Raw genomic sequence first — 17,166 nt, forward strand, 5'->3', positions numbered from 1 at the left:
GGCAGCGGCAGCGGCAGCGGCAGCGGCAGCGGCAGCGGCAGCGGCAGCGGCAGCGGCAGCGAGCAGATTGGTCGCATGCCTTGGTCGCGGCTACCCTCAATCACGCGCGGACGGTGCTGAACGTAATGCGCTTGGCAGGCTGTGGAAAAGCAATCTTGAGAAGGTCGCGGGGGAAATCCTTGATCCGCTGACGATGGGTCAGAAAACGGGGCGTTTCCGGGTGTTCTGGAACGGGTTTCCAGGCTCGCGGCCCAAGCCGGTCCGTCGCGCTGGCGCTTTTCAGCAGCCTGCCCGATCATGCAGCAGGCATACCTTCGCTCGGGCATATGGGCGGCGCCAAACATCGCGCGCGCCTGTTGATTCGCGTGTGGGTTGCCCCACTTGCGCGTATGGAAGGCGTAGAACCATAAGGCCGGCATTCCCGGTCGCCTCCACCGGCACATGCGCCGGCGGCGGACAAGACCATCAAGTCGCAGGTCCGCCCGACCGGCACCCGCCGTCCACCCGTGGCATGCAAGGCGATGGGCGCCTGCCGGATTTCGCCACCTCGCGCCAATATCCCACGGCAATGCATGCGCGCACGGATGAGGCATGCACGTGCGCATCGCAGACATTGGGGCAAGGCCGCTCACATGTCGCGCCATCCACCCGCCGCGATCCACGCCCCCGCGGATAAAACATGGTCGGGCCGGGCGGCACGACGGCGCCAAGGGTAAGCCGCAATGCATGCGCGCGCGGATAAAAATCGGACGGGCAGATCGCGGACATGGGGGCGTCAAGACATCAAGCCGTCCCCCGGTAAAGCCCAATATACAGGGCCCACCCAGCAACAGCCGACCCATGTGCCGGAGGGGCCGGCATATGCGCGCGGGCGGGTCCCATTCCCAAGGTCCGGGCAGGATCGCCGCTGCGCGGAAACATCCGCGTCACCGGCCCGCCACCTTGGCAAAAAAGAATTTCCTGCCCGGTTCAGGGCTGTTTTCCGGCATGATATTTGCGGGCTGGTCAGGATAATGATCCTTGTTTTAGCGGCATTCCACCAAATACAGGAATATTATTCCTTCAACCTCGCCGTTTACGCCGCTTGCGTTCCTTGATTGCGCCGCACCCCCACCTTAATCAATCAACCTGAAGGAGCGCGCGATGACCATCACGATCACAGGCATGAGAAAGCGGTTCGGTCCCACCGAGGTCCTGCGGGGCATCGACCTGACCGTCGAAAAAGGCGAACTGGTCGCCCTCCTCGGCCCGTCGGGTTCGGGCAAGACGACCCTGCTCAAGATCATCGCCGGGCTGGACTGGCCCGACATGGGCGGGTTGGACGTGGACGGCGTCAACTGGCTGAACCTGCCCGCGCAGGACCGCCGCATCGGCTTTGTCTTTCAGCATTACGCGCTGTTTCCGCATATGAAGGTGCGCGACAACATCGCCTTCGGCCTGACCGTGCGCCCGCGCAGCCAGCGGCCGGGGCGCGGCGTCATCGCCGCCCGCGTCGACGAATTGCTGCACCTGTTGCAGATCGCCCATCTGGGCGACCGTTATCCCGCCCAGCTTTCGGGCGGACAGCGCCAGCGGGTCGCGCTTGGCCGGGCGTTGGCGATCGAGCCGACGGTGCTGCTGCTGGACGAACCCTTCGGCGCGCTGGACGCCGCCATCCGCCGCGACCTGCGCAACTGGCTGCGCGAGGTGCATGGCGCGACCGGCTCGACCTCGATCTTCGTGACCCACGACCAGGAAGAGGCGTTCGAGCTGGCCGACCGCGTCGTCATCATGGGCCAGGGCCAGATCGAGCAGATCGGCAGCGCCGACCAGATCCACGACCGCCCTGCGACGCCCTTCGTCGCCAATTTCATGGGCGCGACGGTCGAAATTCCCGTCACCATGCGCGCCGGACGGATCGAGGCCGCAGGCATCGACGCCACGCGGCTGGAACGGCGGGTGCTGCCCGACGGCCCCGCGACGCTGTTCCTGCGCCCCGACGACATCACACCGATCGCCGACACCCAGGGTTGCTGGACCATCGAGACCGTCGCCAGCACCGGCGCGACCCTGCGCATCGCGCTGAAGGACGGGGCAGGCAACCGCGTCGAGACCGTCCTGCCCCGTCGCGCCCCCGAAGCCGCCGGGCTGACTCCCGGCACCCGCACCCATCTGCGCCCCGAGGCGGGATCGGTCTTTCCCGGCCCACGGCCGGCCACCACCCCCGCCCCGGCTGCACAAGCCCCCGCCAAGGAGAACATCCGATGAAACCGAAAACCCTCCGCACCGCCTTTCTGGCCCTGGCGCTTGGCGCCTCGCCCGCCCTGGCGCAGGACAAGATCCTGAACGTCAGCTACGATATCGGGCGCGAACTGTTCGAGGCGCTGAACCCCCATTTCGTCGAAAGCTGGCAGGCCGAGAGCGGGCGCGACGTAACCATCGACCAGAGCCACGGCGGGTCCTCGCGTCAAGCCCGCGCGATCCTTGAGGGGCTGCCCGCCGATGTCGTGACCTTCAACCAGGAAACCGATATCGACGTGCTGGTCGAGGGCGGGCTGGTCCAGGAGGGCTGGCGCGAGGCTTTCCCGAACGGCGCGTCCCCCTTCTATTCGCTGCCCGCCTTCCTGGTGCGGCAAGGCAACCCCAAGGACATCACCGATTGGGACGACCTTGCGCGCGAGGACGTCCAGCCGGTCTTTCCCAACCCCAAGACCAGCGGCAACGCGCGCTATACCTACCTGGCCGCCTATGCCTATGCGCTTGACCAGAACGGCGGCGACCAGGAACAGGCGCAGGAGTTCGTGCGCCAGATCCTGTCGAACGTCCCCGTCTTCGACACCGGCGGGCGCGCCGCGACCCAGACCTTCGCCGAGCGCAACATCGGCGACGTGCTGGTGACCTTCGAGGCCGAGACCGGCGCCATCGCCGCCCAATACGAGGCGCAGGGGTTCGAGCGGGTCACGCCCTCGCTGTCGCTGTTCGCGGCCTTCCCGGTCGCGGTCGTGGACGCCAATGCCGAGCGCAACGGCTCGACCGAGGTTTCGACCGCCTATCTCGACTGGCTCTATACCCCCGAGGCGCAAGAGATCATGGCGCAGAACCATTATCGCGTGTCGGATGAAGCCGTGACCGCCGCCCATGCCGACGACCAGCCCGAGGTGCGCCTGGTAACGGTGGACGAGGTCTTCGGCGGTTGGGATCAGGTGACCCAGGATCATCTGGCCGAGGGCGGCATCCTCGACAGCGTCTTCGTCAACCAATGATCGGTGCCGCCGCACCCATACGCGCGCGGCGCGTGCTGCCGGGGTTCACGCTGAGCCTCGGCACCACGCTGCTTTACCTCGTGCTGGTGGTGCTGATCCCGGTCCTTGCGCTGATCCTGAAGGGGGCCGAGATCGGTCCCGAACGATTCTGGCAGATCGTGACATCGCCGCGCACGCTGGCAGCGTTCAGGATCACCCTGACCGCCGCCGCCATCGCCACCGTCTTCAATGCGGTCTACGGGGTGCTGATGGCATGGGTGCTGGTGCGCTACGAATTTCCCGGCAAGCGCATCCTGGATGCGCTGATGGACGTGCCCTTCGCCCTGCCCACCGCCGTCGCGGGCCTGTCGCTGACCGCGCTGTTTTCGGCCAACGGCTGGTTCGGGCAATATCTGGACGCGGCGGGGATCCAGGTCGTCTACACGATCTGGGGCATCGTGCTGGCGATGACCTTCACCTCGATCCCCTTCGTCGTGCGCACCGTCCAGCCGGTGCTGGAGGACCTGGACACCACGCTGGAACAGGCCGCGATGACGCTTGGCGCGCGGCCCTGGACGATCTTTGCCCGCGTCGTCTTTCCCGCGATCCTGCCCGCCTTCCTTGCCGGATCGACCGTCGCATTCGCCCGTTCGCTGGGTGAGTTCGGCGCGGTCGTCTTCATCGCCGGGAACCTGCCGATGAAGACCGAGATCGCCTCGCTTCTCGCCTATATCCGGCTTGAGGAATACGACTATATCGGCGCCGCCGCCATCGCGCTGGTGCTGCTGGTCTTTGCGCTGGTGCTGCTGCTGGTCTCGAACCTGCTGCAAATCTGGGCCGCACGTTACCGCGAGGTGAAATGAGCATGTCCCACGCCGCGACCAGCTTCGCCCCGGGCCAGAGCCGAACGGGCCCGCGCATCCTGATCGGGTTGGCCGTCCTGCTGACCGGCCTTCTGGTCGTGGCGCCGCTGATCTACATCTTCGCACGCGCCTTTTCGGCGGGCTGGGGCGCCTATGTCCGCAACATCATGGCCCCCGACACGCTGCATGCGATCTGGCTGACCAGCATCACCGCGCTGATCGTGGTGCCGGTAAACATCCTGTTCGGCATCGCCGCCGCATGGGCCGTCGCCAAGCATCGCTTTCCGGGGCGCGGGCTGCTGGTCACGATCATCGAGATCCCGTTTTCCATCTCGCCCATCATCGCGGGGATCTGCTATCTGCTGCTTTACGGGCGGCAGGGGTTGCTGGGTCCGTGGCTGCAAGCCCATGACGTGCAGATGATGTTCGCCCTGCCCGGCATCGTGATGGTGACCATGTTCGTCACCGCCCCCTTCGTCGCGCGCGAGGTGCTGCCCCTGATGCAGGCGCAGGGAACCGAGCAGGAACAGGCCGCCGTCACCCTTGGCGCAAGCGGCTGGCAGATCTTTACCCGCGTGACGCTGCCCGGCATCAAATGGGCGCTGCTTTACGGCGCGGTGCTTTGCACGGCCCGCGCTGTCGGCGAATTCGGGGGCGTGTCGGTCGTGTCGGGCAACATCCGGGGCCAGACCAACACCCTGCCCTTGCAGGTTGAGTTGCTGTTCAACGACCTCAATGCCGTGGGCGCCTTTGCCGCCGCCTCGATCCTGACGCTGATCGCGCTGGTCGCGCTGGTGCTGAAGGCCGTGCTGGAAGGACGCAAGGCGGTCTGAGCGGCGCGGTTGCAAAGCCCGCGCACCGGTTCCATGATCCGGGTTCTGCGACCAAGGGGGCGGCATGCGGCATCAGGCTGGACGGATCGGGGCGGTCCTTTTCGACTGCGACGGCGTGCTGATCGACAGCGAGGTTTCGTCGATCGACTGCCTGATCTTGGAACTGGCGCGGCATGGGATCGCGGCCGACCGCGGCTATGTCATGCGCCATTTCATGGGCCGCAGCTTCGACACCGTGACCCGCCACGCGCGCGAGGTCTTTGCCCGCCCCCTGCCCGACAGCGCCGAGGAGGACTATCGCCTTGCCGTCGTCCGCGCCTTTGCCGACTCGCCCCGGACGATGCCGGGCCTGCCCTTGTTGCTGCGGCGGCTGGCGCTGCCTTGGGCGGTCGTGACCTCGTCCACGCGCGCGCGGGTGCAGGCGACGCTTGGCGCGGCGGGCTTGTGGCCGCTGGTCAAGCCGCGCCTTTTCACGACCGAGATGGTTGCCCGTTCCAAGCCCGCCCCCGACCTGTTCCTGCTGGCCGCCGAACGGCTTGGCGTTCCGCCCGCCCGCTGCGTGGTGATCGAGGACAGCCTGCCCGGCTTGCAGGCCGCCCGCGCCGCCGGAATGACAAGCTGGCATTTCAAGGGCGGCGGCCATATGCGCGGCCAGCAGGTCGATTACTGCCGGTTGACGCGGCCCGATGCGGTCGTCGATTGCTTTTCGCAGGTCATGGCGCAAGACCTGCTGCCGCTGCATGCCAAGGGGGGTGACGATGGCGCGAAATGACGAAAGCTCGCTGGACCTGGCCGCGCGGGCGGGCTGGCTTTACTATGTCGGCGGCAAGACGCAGGACCAGATCGCCAAGGAACTGTCCGTCTCGCGCCAGCGTGCGCAGCGGATGGTCGCAAGGGCGCTGGCCGAGGGGCTGGTGCGCGTCCGGCTGGACCACCCCATCGCCGCGCTGATCGAGCTGGAAAACCGCCTGATCGCCCGCTACGGGCTGCGCGAATGCCGCGTCGCCCCCGACCCCGGCGCGGGCGGTTCGCCCAATGGCGCCATCGCGGGCCATGCGGCGGCGCTGCTGGAAACCGTGCTGGACCGAACCGAGCCGCAGATCGTCGCCGTCGGCACGGGCCGCGCGATCCGGGCGATGGCGGACGCGGTCTTTGCCGCGCCCTCGCCCCAGCACGAGATCGCCTCGATCGTGGGCAATATCGGCTCGGACGGGGCGGCGACGCTTTACGACGTGGTGATGCGAATCGCCGAAAAACGCGGGATGCGCCCCTATCCGATGCCGGTGCCGGTCGTCACCGCCTCGGGGCAGGAACGGCGCGCCTTCCATGCCCTGCCGCCGGTGAAAAGCGTGCTGGCCAAGGTCGCCAGCGCCCATGCCGTCTTTGTCGGCGTCGGCCAGATGAGCGAGGACGCGCCGCTGGTCGTCGACGGCTTCATCACGCCGCAGGAACGCGCGCGCGTCGCCCGGCACGGCGCCGCGGGCGAGATCGCGGGCCATATCTACGACGCCGCCGGGCAATATATGGAAAGCCCCTTTCACGACCGGGTCGCGGGCCAGCGCATCATGGCCGGCGACGGGCGGCTGATCGTCGGCATCGCCGCCGGGCCGGCCAAACTGGTGCCGCTGCGCGCCGCGCTGACCGGCGGGCTGCTGAACGCCGTCGTCACTGACGAACGGACGGCAAGCGCCCTGCTGGACTGAACCGGAACGCCCGCCGGGCAAAATGGCATTGACTCGGCAATCAAAAATCATGATCCTTTGCTTACGCATTGGGCAAATGCTCATCCCGCGCCAATGTGGAGGAGGTAATCACATGAATCGCAGCACTTGCGGGCTTGCTCTGGCTGGCGCGCTTGCCGCCCTTGCAGGGTCGGTTTCCGCCGAGACGATCACGGTCGCCACCGTCAACAACGGCGACATGATCCGCATGCAGGGCCTGATGGCCGAGTTCAACCAGGCCCATCCCGACATCACCGTCGAATGGGTCACGCTGGAGGAAAACGTCCTGCGCCAGCGCGTCACGACCGACATCGCCACGGGCGGCGGCCAGTATGACGTGCTGACCATCGGCAATTACGAGGTGCCGATCTGGGGCGCGCAGGGCTGGCTGCTGGGTCTGGACGACATGGGCGAGGATTACGACGCCGCCGACCTCTTGCCCGCCGTCGCCGATACGCTGACCGTGGACGGCACGCTTTACGCCGCCCCCTTCTACGGCGAGGCCGCGATGGTGATGTATCGCACCGACCTGGCCGAGGCCGCGGGCGTCACCATCAGCGAAGCCCCCACCTGGGCCGAAATCGCCGACGCCGCCGAGAAGATGACCGACAAGGACGCGGAAATCTATGGCATCTGCCTGCGCGGCAAGGCCGGCTGGGGCGAAAACATGGCCTTTCTGACCGCCATGTCGCATTCGATGGGCGGGCGCAGCTTCGACACGGAATGGGTGCCGCAATACGACAGCCCCGAATGGGTCGAGACGCTGACGCTCTACCTGGACCTGATGTCGAACTACGGCCCGCCGGGCGCGTCGTCGAACGGCTTCAACGAATCGCTGGCGCTGTTCCAGTCGGGCAAATGCGGCATGTGGATCGACGCCACGGTGGCCGCGTCCTTCGTGACCAACCCCGATGATTCGTCCGTTGCCGATCACGTCGGTTTCGCCAAGTTCCCGCACAAGGACGGCGTGGACAACACCGGCAACTGGCTGTGGTCGTGGAACCTTGCCATCCCGGCGTCCTCGACCAAGGCCGAGGCGGCAAAGACCTTCGTGGAATGGGCCACGTCCAAGGAATACCTGGCGCTGGTGGCCGAGAAGGAAGGCATCGCCAACGTCCCGCCGGGCACGCGCACATCGCTTTACGAAAACCCGGAATACCTGGAGGACGCGCCCTTCGCCGCCATGACGCTTGAGGCGATGACGGCGGCCGACACGCAGAACCCCTCGGTCCAGGAAGTGCCCTATACCGGCGGGCAATGGATCTCGATCCCCGAGTTCCAGGCCATCGGCACGGCGGTCGGCCAGCAGTTTTCCGCAGCGGTCGCGGGTTCGGCCAGCCTTGATCAGGCGATTGCCAGCGCCCAGCAACTGGCCAAGCGTGAAATGACCCGCGCGGGTTATCCCAAGTAGGAACGGGCCCAAACAAGAACCCGGCCGTGGCGGAACCCTCGCCACGGCCCCCGGCACGGCAAGGAGCCTTACATGGCCACCAAAGCTTCACGCGCCACGGCGCGATTGATGGTTTCGCCTTCGGTCATCCTGCTCTTGCTGTGGATGATCGTGCCGCTTGGCATGACGATCTGGTTTTCGCTGCTGCGCTACAACCTGCTGATGCCGGGCACCGAAAGTTTCGCGGGGCTGGAAAACTATCGCTATTTCTTCAGCGATCCCGCCTTCTGGCCCGCCATCGCCAACACGCTGACGCTGGTTCTGGGGGTGCTGGCAATCACGGTCGGCGGCGGCATCCTACTGGCGATCCTGCTGGATCAACCGATCTTCGGACAGGGGATCGTGCGCATCCTTGTCATCGCGCCCTTCTTCGTCATGCCCACCGTTTCCGCGCTGGTGTGGAAGAACATGATGATGAACCCCGTGAACGGCCTTTTCGGCTGGCTGGCGCGGACCTTCGGGATGCAACCCATCGACTTCTTCGGGCAGATGCCGCTGTTTTCCATCATCGTGATCGTAAGCTGGGAATGGTTGCCCTTCGCGACGCTGATCCTGCTGACCGCGATGCAGTCGCTGGACAGCGAACAGCTTGAGGCCGCCGAAATGGACGGTGCCCGCCCGCTTGCGCGGTTCCGCCATATCGTGCTGCCGCATCTGGCGCGCGCCATCACCGTCGTCATCCTGATCGAGACGATCTTCCTGCTGTCCATCTTCGCCGAGATCCTGGTCACCACCAACGGCGGTCCGGGCACGGCGACGACCAACCTGCCCTTCCTCGTCTATGCGCAGTCGCTCTTGCAATTCGACGTGGGGCTGGGATCGGCGGGCGGCATCTTCGCGGTAATCCTTGCCAATATCGTGGCGATCTTCCTGCTGCGCATGATCGGAAAGAACATAGATGCCTGACCGTAACCAAGGGGGAAACTGACATGGCCCGCGCCGTCTCGACCCGCCGCAAGATCGGCTTCACGGCACTGGCCTGGGCCGTGGGGCTGCTGATCTTCTTCCCGATCCTGTGGACCGTGCTGACCTCGTTCAAGACCGAGGCCGATGCCGTCGCAATCCCGCCGAAATTCCTGTTCACGCCGACGCTGGACAATTATGCGACGGTGCAGAGCCGCTCGAACTACGGGCTGCATTTCATGAACTCGGTGATCCTGTCGCTTGGCTCGACGCTGCTGGCGCTGGTTATCGCGATCCCCGCCGCATGGGCGATGGCCTTCCAGCCGGGGCGGCGGACCAAGGACCTGCTGATGTGGATGCTGTCCACCAAGATGATGCCCGCCGTGGGCGTGCTGGTGCCCATCTACCTGATCTTTCGCGATTTCGGCCTGCTGGATACGCGCCTTGGCCTGATGATCGTGCTGACGCTGATCAACCTGCCCATCGTGATCTGGATGCTGTTCACCTATTTCCGCGAAATTCCGGGCGAGATCCTGGAGGCCGCGCGGATGGACGGCGCCAGCCTGTGGCGCGAGATTGTCCATGTGCTGGCGCCGATGGCGGTGCCAGGGATCGCCTCGACCATGCTGCTCAACATCATCCTTGCGTGGAACGAAGCGTTCTGGACGCTGAACCTGACCACATCGAAGGCCGCGCCGCTGACCGCCTTCATCGCCAGCTATTCCAGCCCCGAAGGGCTATTCTATGCGAAACTGTCCGCCGCCTCGACGCTGGCCATCGCGCCGATCCTGGTTCTGGGCTGGTTCAGCCAGAAGCAACTGGTCCGTGGCCTGACCTTCGGCGCCGTGAAATAGGAGACGACAATGGGACAGATCGAACTTCGCGGCGTGCAGAAGACCTTCGGGACAACCGAGGTCATCCCGCCCCTGGACCTGTCGATCGGAGACGGCGAATTCGTCGTCTTCGTCGGCCCCTCGGGCTGCGGGAAATCGACGCTGCTGCGCCTGATCGCAGGGCTTGAGGACATCACCGGCGGCGAAATCAGGATCGACGGCAAGGATGCGTCCAGCCTGCCGCCCGCCCGGCGCGGGCTGGCGATGGTGTTTCAAAGCTATGCGCTTTATCCGCATATGTCGGTGCGCAAGAATATCGCCTTTCCGCTGAAGATGGCGGGCACCCCGCAGGCCGAGATCGACCGCAAGGTCGAGGCAGCGGCACGCAGTCTGAACCTGACCGACTATCTCGACCGCCGCCCCGGCCAGCTTTCGGGCGGCCAGCGCCAGCGCGTGGCCATCGGGCGGGCCATCGTGCGCGAGCCTGCGGCCTTCCTGTTCGACGAGCCGCTGTCCAACCTCGACGCGGCGCTGCGCGTGAACATGCGGCTGGAAATCTCGGAACTGCACAAGCAGTTGCGCACGACGATGATCTACGTCACCCACGATCAGGTCGAGGCGATGACCATGGCCGACAAGATCGTCGTGCTGAACGCCGGGCGGGTCGAGCAGGTCGGCAGTCCGCTGGAGCTTTACCGCAACCCGGTCAACCTGTTCGTGGCGGGTTTCATCGGCAGCCCGCGCATGAATTTCGTGACCGGACCCGAGGCCGCGCGTTTCGGCGCCCATACCATCGGCATCCGTCCCGAACACCTGACCGCACAGCCCGCAGGGGGCGAAGGCTGGCAGGGCGAGGTTCTGCTGTCCGAACATCTCGGTTCGGACACCTATCTGCACACCCGCACCGAACATGGTCAGGTCAATGTCCGCGTGCATGGCGAATTCCCGGTCCATTCGGGCGACCGCGTGACCCTGACCTTCAACCCCGACCACCTTCATCGTTTCGATCAACAAGGCTCCACGCTGAAATGAGACTTACAGGCAAGACCGCCCTCGTCACCGGCGCCGCGCGCGGCATCGGAACCGCCTTCGCGCGCCGCTATGTCGCGGAAGGCGCAAGCGTCGTGATCGCCGACATCAACCTGGAAGCGGCGCAGGCCGCCGCCGAAAGCATCGGCCCCAAGGCCCATGCCGTGCGGCTGGACGTGACCGACCAGGCCAGCATCGACGCCTGCGTGACGCAATCCGCCGAGATTCTGGGCGGCATCGACATCCTGATCAACAATGCGGGCATCTTCACGATGGACCCGATCGTGGACATCAAGCGCACCGATTACGACCGGGTTTTCGCGATCAATGTTTCGGGCACGCTGTTCATGATGCAGGCCGTCGCGCGCCACATGATCGCGCGCGGCAAGGGCGGGCGCATCATCAACATGGCCAGCCAGGCGGGCCGCCGGGGCGAGGCGCTGGTCGGCGTCTATTGCGCCAGCAAGGCCGCCGTGATCTCGCTTACCCAATCGGCGGGGCTGAACCTGATCGCGCATCGCATCAACGTCAACGCCATCGCCCCCGGCGTGGTCGAGGGCGCGCATTGGGACGAAGTCGACGCCCATTTCGCCCGTCACGAAAACCGCCCTCTGGGCGAGAAGAAGCGCCTTGTCGGCGAGGCCGTCCCCTTCGGCCGCATGGGCACCGCCGAGGATCTGACCGGCATGGCGGTATTCCTTGCCTCGGACGATGCCGAATATATCGTCGCGCAGACCTATAACGTCGATGGCGGGAACTGGATGAGCTGATGAAACTCTCGCTTACCACCCTGCCCGGCCTGCCCGCCGCCGTCGCCGCACCGCGTTACGCGCGCGCCGACCTGCGCCCCGGCATCGTCCATATCGGCTGCGGCAATTTCCACCGCGCCCATATGGCGGTCTATCTGGACGACCTGTTCAACCTGGGCCGGGGCCATGACTGGGCGATCATCGGCGCAGGCGTCCGCCCCGAGGACAGCGCGATGCGCGACCGCCTTGCCGCGCAGGACTGGCTGACCACGGTGATCGAACTTGGCCAGCCCGAGTTGAACCAGGGTCCCCGCGTCACCGGCGCAATGGTCGATTTCCTGCCCGTGACGCCGGGCCATGCCGCGCTGATCGAACGGATGTCGCAGCCCGATATCCGCATCGTGTCCCTGACCGTGACCGAGGGCGGCTATTTCACCGATCCCCGCACCGGCACCTTTTCGCCCGATCATCCCGATATCCGCGCCGACGCCGCGCAGCCCGGCAGCCCGCGCACGGTCTTTGGCGCGATCCTGGCGGCGCTGCGCAACCGGCGCGCGGCGGGGCTGGCGCCCTTCACCGTCATGTCCTGCGACAACCTGCCCCATAACGGCCATGTCACCCGCGACGCGGTGGCGGGGCTGGCCGCGCTGATCGAGCCCACGCTGGCCGAATGGGTGCGCGAGGCGGTGGCCTTCCCCAACTCGATGGTGGACCGCATCACCCCCGCGACCGGCCCGGCCGAGATCGCGATGGCCGCGGCCCTCGGCATCGACGATGCCGCCCCCGTCACATGCGAACCGTTCCGGCAATGGGTGGTCGAGGACGACTTCCCCCAGGGCCGCCCCGCGCTGGAAGAGGTCGGCGTCACCTTCACCCCCGACGTCGCCCTGTTCGAGGCGATGAAGATCCGCATGCTCAACGGCGGCCATGCGATCATCGCCTATCCCGCCGGGCTGCGAGGCATCGAATTCGCGCATGAGGCGATGGCCGACCCGCAGATCGCTGCCTTCCTGCAAGCGGTCGAACAGCGCGAGATCATGCCCACCCTTCCCGCCATCCCCGGCCAACCGCCGCAGGATTACCTGCGCCTGCTAAGTGCCCGCTTTGCCAACGCGCAGGTGCGCGACACGATCCGGCGGCTGTGCCTGGACGGGTCGAACCGGCAGCCGAAATTCATCGTGCCGACGCTGCGCGACCGGCTGGCGGCGGGGCAACCGGCGGATGGGCTGATCCTGCTGTCGGCGCTGTGGTGCCGCTATTGCCATGGCCAGGCCGAGGACGGCACGGAAATCGCGCCCAACGACCCCAACTGGCCCGCCCTGACCGCCCGCGCACACGAGGCACGGGAACGCCCCGAGGCATGGCTGGAAATGGCCGATGTCTATGGCGGGCTTGGCCAGGACCCCACCCTGCGCGCGGCTTTTGCGACAGCCCTGCGCAAGATCTGGGATCAGGGCAGCCAGGCCGCGATCGCTGGCTACCTCGCCGGCTGAACGCAGCCGCTGGCCACGCCCGCAGCGCAGCCTGGCGATCCGAAACAAGCAAGGGTCCCGGCACCACATGCGCCGGGACCCTTTTCCAATCGGCAACGGCCAATCGAAACATGCGCAGGAAACCACGCCCCTGCCATGAACCCAAGGCCATGCCGAATGCAGGCAAAACCCGGTGTGAGGACGCCCGTATCAGGTCAATCGATACAGACGTTACTTGGTAAGCCCCCTATGGATACGCATGCCGCGTCCTCACAGGGCTTATAAAACATATCCCATTTTTCTTTTGAACTTGTTTCTTTCGACAGTTGTTCGCCTTCAAGTATAGCCCCGATGGATTCCACCACCACAGAGGGCCGAAAGACATTAACCAAGATCTATGGATTCTTCATATTTTCTCTAATTAAATATCTGTAAAATATGAATTAAACTTTATTAATGGTCAAGAATGCTGACCTAAGAAAGGCTGACTATTAACCTTCGTATATCGAATGGCTTTACGAACCGAACCGTTCCCTTTTACACCCGAAGGATCTACCCAGGGCTGTATCCGGCGCCGGGAATTTCCCGGTGTTTTCCTGACATTCCCACAACCAGAGCGGATATTTGGCCTTGGCGTGTAATCATTTGTTTACTTTTCTGGCTGGAAAGGGAATCGGTCCGAATCGCCGTCTCGGGAACGCTCCCACGGCGGGGTGCCGCCCAGTTCGGCCAGAAGGCAATCGATCAGCGCGCGCAGCTTCATCGGCATCGGGTTGACCGGCGGCCAGACCACGGCAATGGGCAAGGGCCGGTGATCCAGCTCGGGCAGGACGCGCACCAGCCTGCCCGCACGAATATCCGGCAGGCAGATGAAGCCCGGCATCGTGCCAAGACCAAGCCCCGCCAGGACGAAATCGCGGATCGCCTCGCCATTGTTCACGGTGATGCGGCTTGCGATGGGCACGTTGACGCGGTCGGCGCCATTGCCGGGCTGCCACATGCGCCCATCCGCGACATGGCTGTAGCCGATGGTGCGGTGGTTGCGCAGGTCGGCCAGATCCCGCGGCGCGCCGTGGCGGGCGATGTAATCGGGGCTGGCGCAGGCGATCTGCCGATCCTCGCAGATCTTGCGCGACATCAGGGCGGTGTCGCGCATGCGTCCGACGCGGACGGCGGCGTCCAGCCGGTCGTGGATCAGGTCGCGGGCGCGATCCTCGTAATCGATCAGCAGGTCCAGTTCCGGGTGCGCCTGCGCAAAACGCGCGAGGATCGGGCCAAGATAGAGGCGCCCCAATGTCATCGGGACCGAGATCGACAGCCTGCCGCGCAGCTGCGTGCTGCCGCGTGCTTCCACGATCGCGCCTTCGGCGGCGGCGCGCAGCCCGGCCAGGGCGGGACGCAGGCCCTCGGCCAGGCGCAGAGCGGTGTCGGTGGGCGTGATACGGCCCGCGTTGCGCAAGAACAGCGCGGCCCCCAGGTTGGCTTCCAGGTCCGAGATTCGCTTGCTGACCACCGATTTCGACAGGTTCAGCCGGGCAGCGGCGGCGGTCACCGTCCCCAGTTCCATCACCGCCAGGAATGTATCCATCTCGTCCAGCGAATAGCGCATGGCGGCAAGGATAGCGGGCCGGGCGGCCTTCGCAACTGCCTAACCGGCAGATGGGGGGCGTTTTTCGCGGCCGAAGGCCAGCGCCAGCATCCGGTCCAGATCCAGGTGGGTCTCGATCAGCCCGGCCAGTTCGTCCAGAACCTGTTCGACCTGCGCCCCGTGGTTCAGGTCCGACCCCGCGCCCATCGCCCCCAACCACGCGCGGCGAAAGCCGTCGCCGCAGAACAGCCCGTGCAGATAGGTGCCCTGCACCAGCCCGTCGGCGGAAATCGCGCCCTCGGCCCGGCCATCCACCCGCGCGAAAGGACGCCGGCAATCGGGACCGTCGGTGCGGCCCATATGGATCTCATAACCCGTCATGGCGCTGGCCGAGGCCTCATGCGCGGCGCGGACCTGCCGCAGCGTCTTGTCGCCTTCCATCACCGTTTCGACCTGCAACAGCCCCAGCCCCTCGACCCGGCCGGGCGGACCTTCGATCCCCCAAGGGTCGGCGATGCCAAGGCCCAGCATCTGATAACCGCCGCAGATCCCGAGGATGCGCCCGCCGCGCCGGTGATGGGCCAGCAGGTCGATGTCCCAGCCCTGCGCGCGCAGGAAGGCCAGATCGCCCCGCGTGGACTTGGTGCCGGGGACGATCACCAGATCGGCATTCGCCGGAATCGGCTGGCCGGGATGGACCGGCAGCAGCCTGACGCCCGGCTCCGCCGCCAGCGGATCGAGGTCGTCGAAATTCGCGACCCGAGATAGCACCAGCCAGGCCACGGTGATCCCTTCGCCGGTGCTGCGGGAGCGGATGTCCTGCGCGTCCTCGGCCGGCAGCAGGTGGGCACGGTCAAACGCGGGCAGGATGCCCATGCCGGGCCAGCCGGTGCGGGTTTCGATCAGATCATGCCCTTCAGAAAAAAGATCAAGATCACCTCGGAAGCGATTGATAATAAATCCATGAATGCGCGCGGCATCGGCAGGCTCGATCACCGCCTTCGTGCCCACGATCTGCGCGATCACGCCACCGCGGTCGATGTCGCCCAGCAGGATCACCGGCACGCCCGTCGCCTCGGCAAAGCCCATGTTGGCGATGTCATGGGCGCGCAGGTTGACCTCTGCCGCGCTGCCCGCGCCTTCGATCACGACCAGGTCGTGGGCGGCTTCCAGGCGGCGGTAGCTGTCCATGACGGCATCCATCAACCCGGCCTTGCGCCGCCAGTAGTCGCGCGCCTTGAAGGTGCCGATCCGCCTGCCCTGAACGATCACCTGCGATCCCGTCTCGGATTCGGGCTTGAGCAGCACGGGGTTCATGTCGCTATGCGGCGCCAGCCCGGCGGCGCGGGCTTGCAGGGCCTGTGCGCGCCCGATTTCACCCCCGTCAGCGGTCACGGCGGCATTGTTGGACATGTTCTGCGGCTTGAAGGGTGCGACACTCAGCCCGCGCAGGCGCAGCGCCCGGCACAGGCCCGCGACCACCAGGGACTTGCCCACATTCGAGCCGGTGCCCTGGATCATCAGGCCCGGCATCAGAACTCGATACCCGGCTGCGCCTTGATGCCCGCACGCCACGGATGCTTGACCAGCCCCATCTCGGTCACCAGATCGGCCATCTCGATCAGTTCCGGCTTGGCGTTGCGCCCGGTCAGGATCACATGGGTCATCGGGGGCTTCTCGCCCTGCAAAAAGGCACAGACCTCGGCGATATCCAGGTAATCGTAGCGCAGGGCGATGTTGATTTCGTCCAGCAGAACCAGCCTGATCTTCGGATCGCGGATCAACTCCTTCGCCTTTTCCCAACCGGCGCGGGCGGCGGCGATGTCGCGGTCGCGGTCTTGGGTTTCCCATGTAAACCCTTCGCCCATCGTGTAAAACTGGCACAGGCCGGGGAAATGCCGGGTCAGCAGGCGACGCTCGCCGGTTTCGCGCCCGCCCTTGATGAATTGCACGACCGCGCAAGGCATTTCATGGGCGATGGCACGCATGACCATCCCGAAGGCGGACGAGGATTTGCCCTTGCCCGGCCCGGTATGGACGACGATCAGTCCTTTTTCGTCCTGCCGGTCGGCATTCATCCGGTCACGCGCATTCTTTATTTTCTGCATTTTTTCAGCATGCTGTTTGCTATTCTTGTCATTTTGCATTGCATCCCCCTTTCGCTGCCGCGCCTGCGCCCGCAGCTAAGCGCGCACCGCACCCTTGCGCAAGCGGCGACTTGACTTTGCGTCCTGCTTGGCGGCATGACGGACAGGCAATGGTTCCTGCGGCGACGCAGGCTAAGAGGGAATGCGCCAACCAAGCGCAGCCGCCCCCGCGACCGTGACCGGAGAGCTTCGCACGCCACTGGGGGACACCCTGGGAAGGCCGCAAAAGCGAAGGGGCCAAGGCCCCGAGATCCGCAAGCCGGGAAACCTGCCTTGCCAGATGACCGATGACGGACGGGGTGTTCCGTGGTGGGGTGCAGATGCCGCATCCGATGCGCCGCCTGCCGCCGACCGCGC

The 17,166-nt window shown here is 65.8% G+C and carries 16 protein-coding genes and 1 riboswitch; of the genes, 12 read left to right on the forward strand and 4 right to left on the reverse strand.

Going from position 1 to position 17,166, the window contains the following annotated elements:
• Positions 1-419 (reverse strand): hypothetical protein (locus Q0O97_RS12295; protein WP_294929541.1); only part of this gene is annotated, 419 nt, incomplete at its 3' end.
• Between the two features lie 724 nt (positions 420-1,143).
• Between Q0O97_RS12295 and Q0O97_RS12300 the strand changes: the two genes are divergently transcribed.
• From Q0O97_RS12300 to Q0O97_RS12355, 12 genes are all read left to right on the forward strand, one after another.
• Positions 1,144-2,247, forward strand: a complete 1,104-nt coding sequence (locus Q0O97_RS12300; protein WP_294929543.1) for a sulfate/molybdate ABC transporter ATP-binding protein — start codon at positions 1,144-1,146, stop codon at positions 2,245-2,247.
• Positions 2,244-3,242, forward strand: coding sequence for a sulfate ABC transporter substrate-binding protein (locus Q0O97_RS12305; protein WP_294929546.1), 999 nt, complete (start codon positions 2,244-2,246; stop codon positions 3,240-3,242). Before Q0O97_RS12300 ends, Q0O97_RS12305 begins: the two co-directional genes overlap by 4 nt.
• On the forward strand, positions 3,239-4,084 hold the full coding sequence (cysT, locus tag Q0O97_RS12310) for a sulfate ABC transporter permease subunit CysT (protein ID WP_294929549.1): 846 nt from the start codon (positions 3,239-3,241) through the stop codon (positions 4,082-4,084). Before Q0O97_RS12305 ends, cysT begins: the two co-directional genes overlap by 4 nt.
• Before the next feature lie 2 nt (positions 4,085-4,086).
• Positions 4,087-4,917, forward strand: coding sequence for a sulfate ABC transporter permease subunit CysW (gene cysW / locus Q0O97_RS12315; RefSeq protein WP_294929552.1), 831 nt, complete (start codon positions 4,087-4,089; stop codon positions 4,915-4,917).
• Positions 4,918-4,981: 64 nt separating this feature from the next.
• Positions 4,982-5,689 carry an HAD-IA family hydrolase gene (locus tag Q0O97_RS12320; protein WP_294929554.1) on the forward strand — a complete coding sequence of 236 codons (708 nt, stop codon included), beginning with the start codon at positions 4,982-4,984 and terminating at the stop codon, positions 5,687-5,689.
• A complete protein-coding gene (locus tag Q0O97_RS12325) occupies positions 5,676-6,620 on the forward strand; it encodes a sugar-binding domain-containing protein (RefSeq protein ID WP_294929557.1) in 945 nt (314 codons plus the stop codon). Before Q0O97_RS12320 ends, Q0O97_RS12325 begins: the two co-directional genes overlap by 14 nt.
• Before the next feature lie 112 nt (positions 6,621-6,732).
• On the forward strand, positions 6,733-8,049 hold the full coding sequence (locus tag Q0O97_RS12330; RefSeq protein WP_294929559.1) for a sugar ABC transporter substrate-binding protein: 1,317 nt from the start codon (positions 6,733-6,735) through the stop codon (positions 8,047-8,049).
• Between the two features lie 72 nt (positions 8,050-8,121).
• Positions 8,122-8,994, forward strand: coding sequence for a sugar ABC transporter permease (locus Q0O97_RS12335; protein ID WP_294929562.1), 873 nt, complete (start codon positions 8,122-8,124; stop codon positions 8,992-8,994).
• Positions 8,995-9,017: 23 nt separating this feature from the next.
• Positions 9,018-9,845 (forward strand): carbohydrate ABC transporter permease, encoded by an 828-nt coding sequence (locus tag Q0O97_RS12340; protein ID WP_294929565.1) that lies wholly within the window; start codon positions 9,018-9,020, stop codon positions 9,843-9,845.
• A 9-nt stretch (positions 9,846-9,854) separates the two neighbouring features.
• Positions 9,855-10,856 (forward strand): ABC transporter ATP-binding protein, encoded by a 1,002-nt coding sequence (locus Q0O97_RS12345; protein WP_294929567.1) that lies wholly within the window; start codon positions 9,855-9,857, stop codon positions 10,854-10,856.
• Positions 10,853-11,623 (forward strand): L-iditol 2-dehydrogenase, encoded by a 771-nt coding sequence (locus Q0O97_RS12350; RefSeq protein ID WP_294929569.1) that lies wholly within the window; start codon positions 10,853-10,855, stop codon positions 11,621-11,623. The genes Q0O97_RS12345 and Q0O97_RS12350 overlap by 4 nt, the downstream gene beginning before the upstream one ends.
• Positions 11,623-13,095 carry a mannitol dehydrogenase family protein gene (locus tag Q0O97_RS12355; protein ID WP_294929572.1) on the forward strand — a complete coding sequence of 491 codons (1,473 nt, stop codon included), beginning with the start codon at positions 11,623-11,625 and terminating at the stop codon, positions 13,093-13,095. The genes Q0O97_RS12350 and Q0O97_RS12355 overlap by 1 nt, the downstream gene beginning before the upstream one ends.
• Before the next feature lie 628 nt (positions 13,096-13,723).
• On the opposite strand, the gene Q0O97_RS12360 is transcribed toward Q0O97_RS12355, so the two are convergent.
• From Q0O97_RS12360 to cobO, 3 genes are read right to left on the reverse strand one after another with little or no spacing between them, the layout of a single operon-like run.
• Positions 13,724-14,683, reverse strand: a complete 960-nt coding sequence (locus Q0O97_RS12360) for a LysR family transcriptional regulator (protein ID WP_294929575.1) — start codon at positions 14,681-14,683, stop codon at positions 13,724-13,726.
• Positions 14,684-14,722: 39 nt separating this feature from the next.
• The gene (locus Q0O97_RS12365; RefSeq protein WP_294929578.1) at positions 14,723-16,195 is read right to left on the reverse strand and encodes a cobyric acid synthase; all 1,473 of its coding nucleotides are present in this window, start codon (positions 16,193-16,195) and stop codon (positions 14,723-14,725) included.
• Positions 16,195-16,809, reverse strand: coding sequence for a cob(I)yrinic acid a,c-diamide adenosyltransferase (gene cobO, locus Q0O97_RS12370; RefSeq protein WP_294929581.1), 615 nt, complete (start codon positions 16,807-16,809; stop codon positions 16,195-16,197). Before cobO ends, Q0O97_RS12365 begins: the two co-directional genes overlap by 1 nt.
• Before the next feature lie 94 nt (positions 16,810-16,903).
• A riboswitch (cobalamin riboswitch) is annotated at positions 16,904-17,100 on the forward strand.
• Positions 17,101-17,166 lie beyond the last annotated feature (66 nt).

Origin of the sequence: uncultured Paracoccus sp., from assembly GCF_945915435.1 — a bacterium.
Lineage (GTDB): Bacteria > Pseudomonadota > Alphaproteobacteria > Rhodobacterales > Rhodobacteraceae > Paracoccus.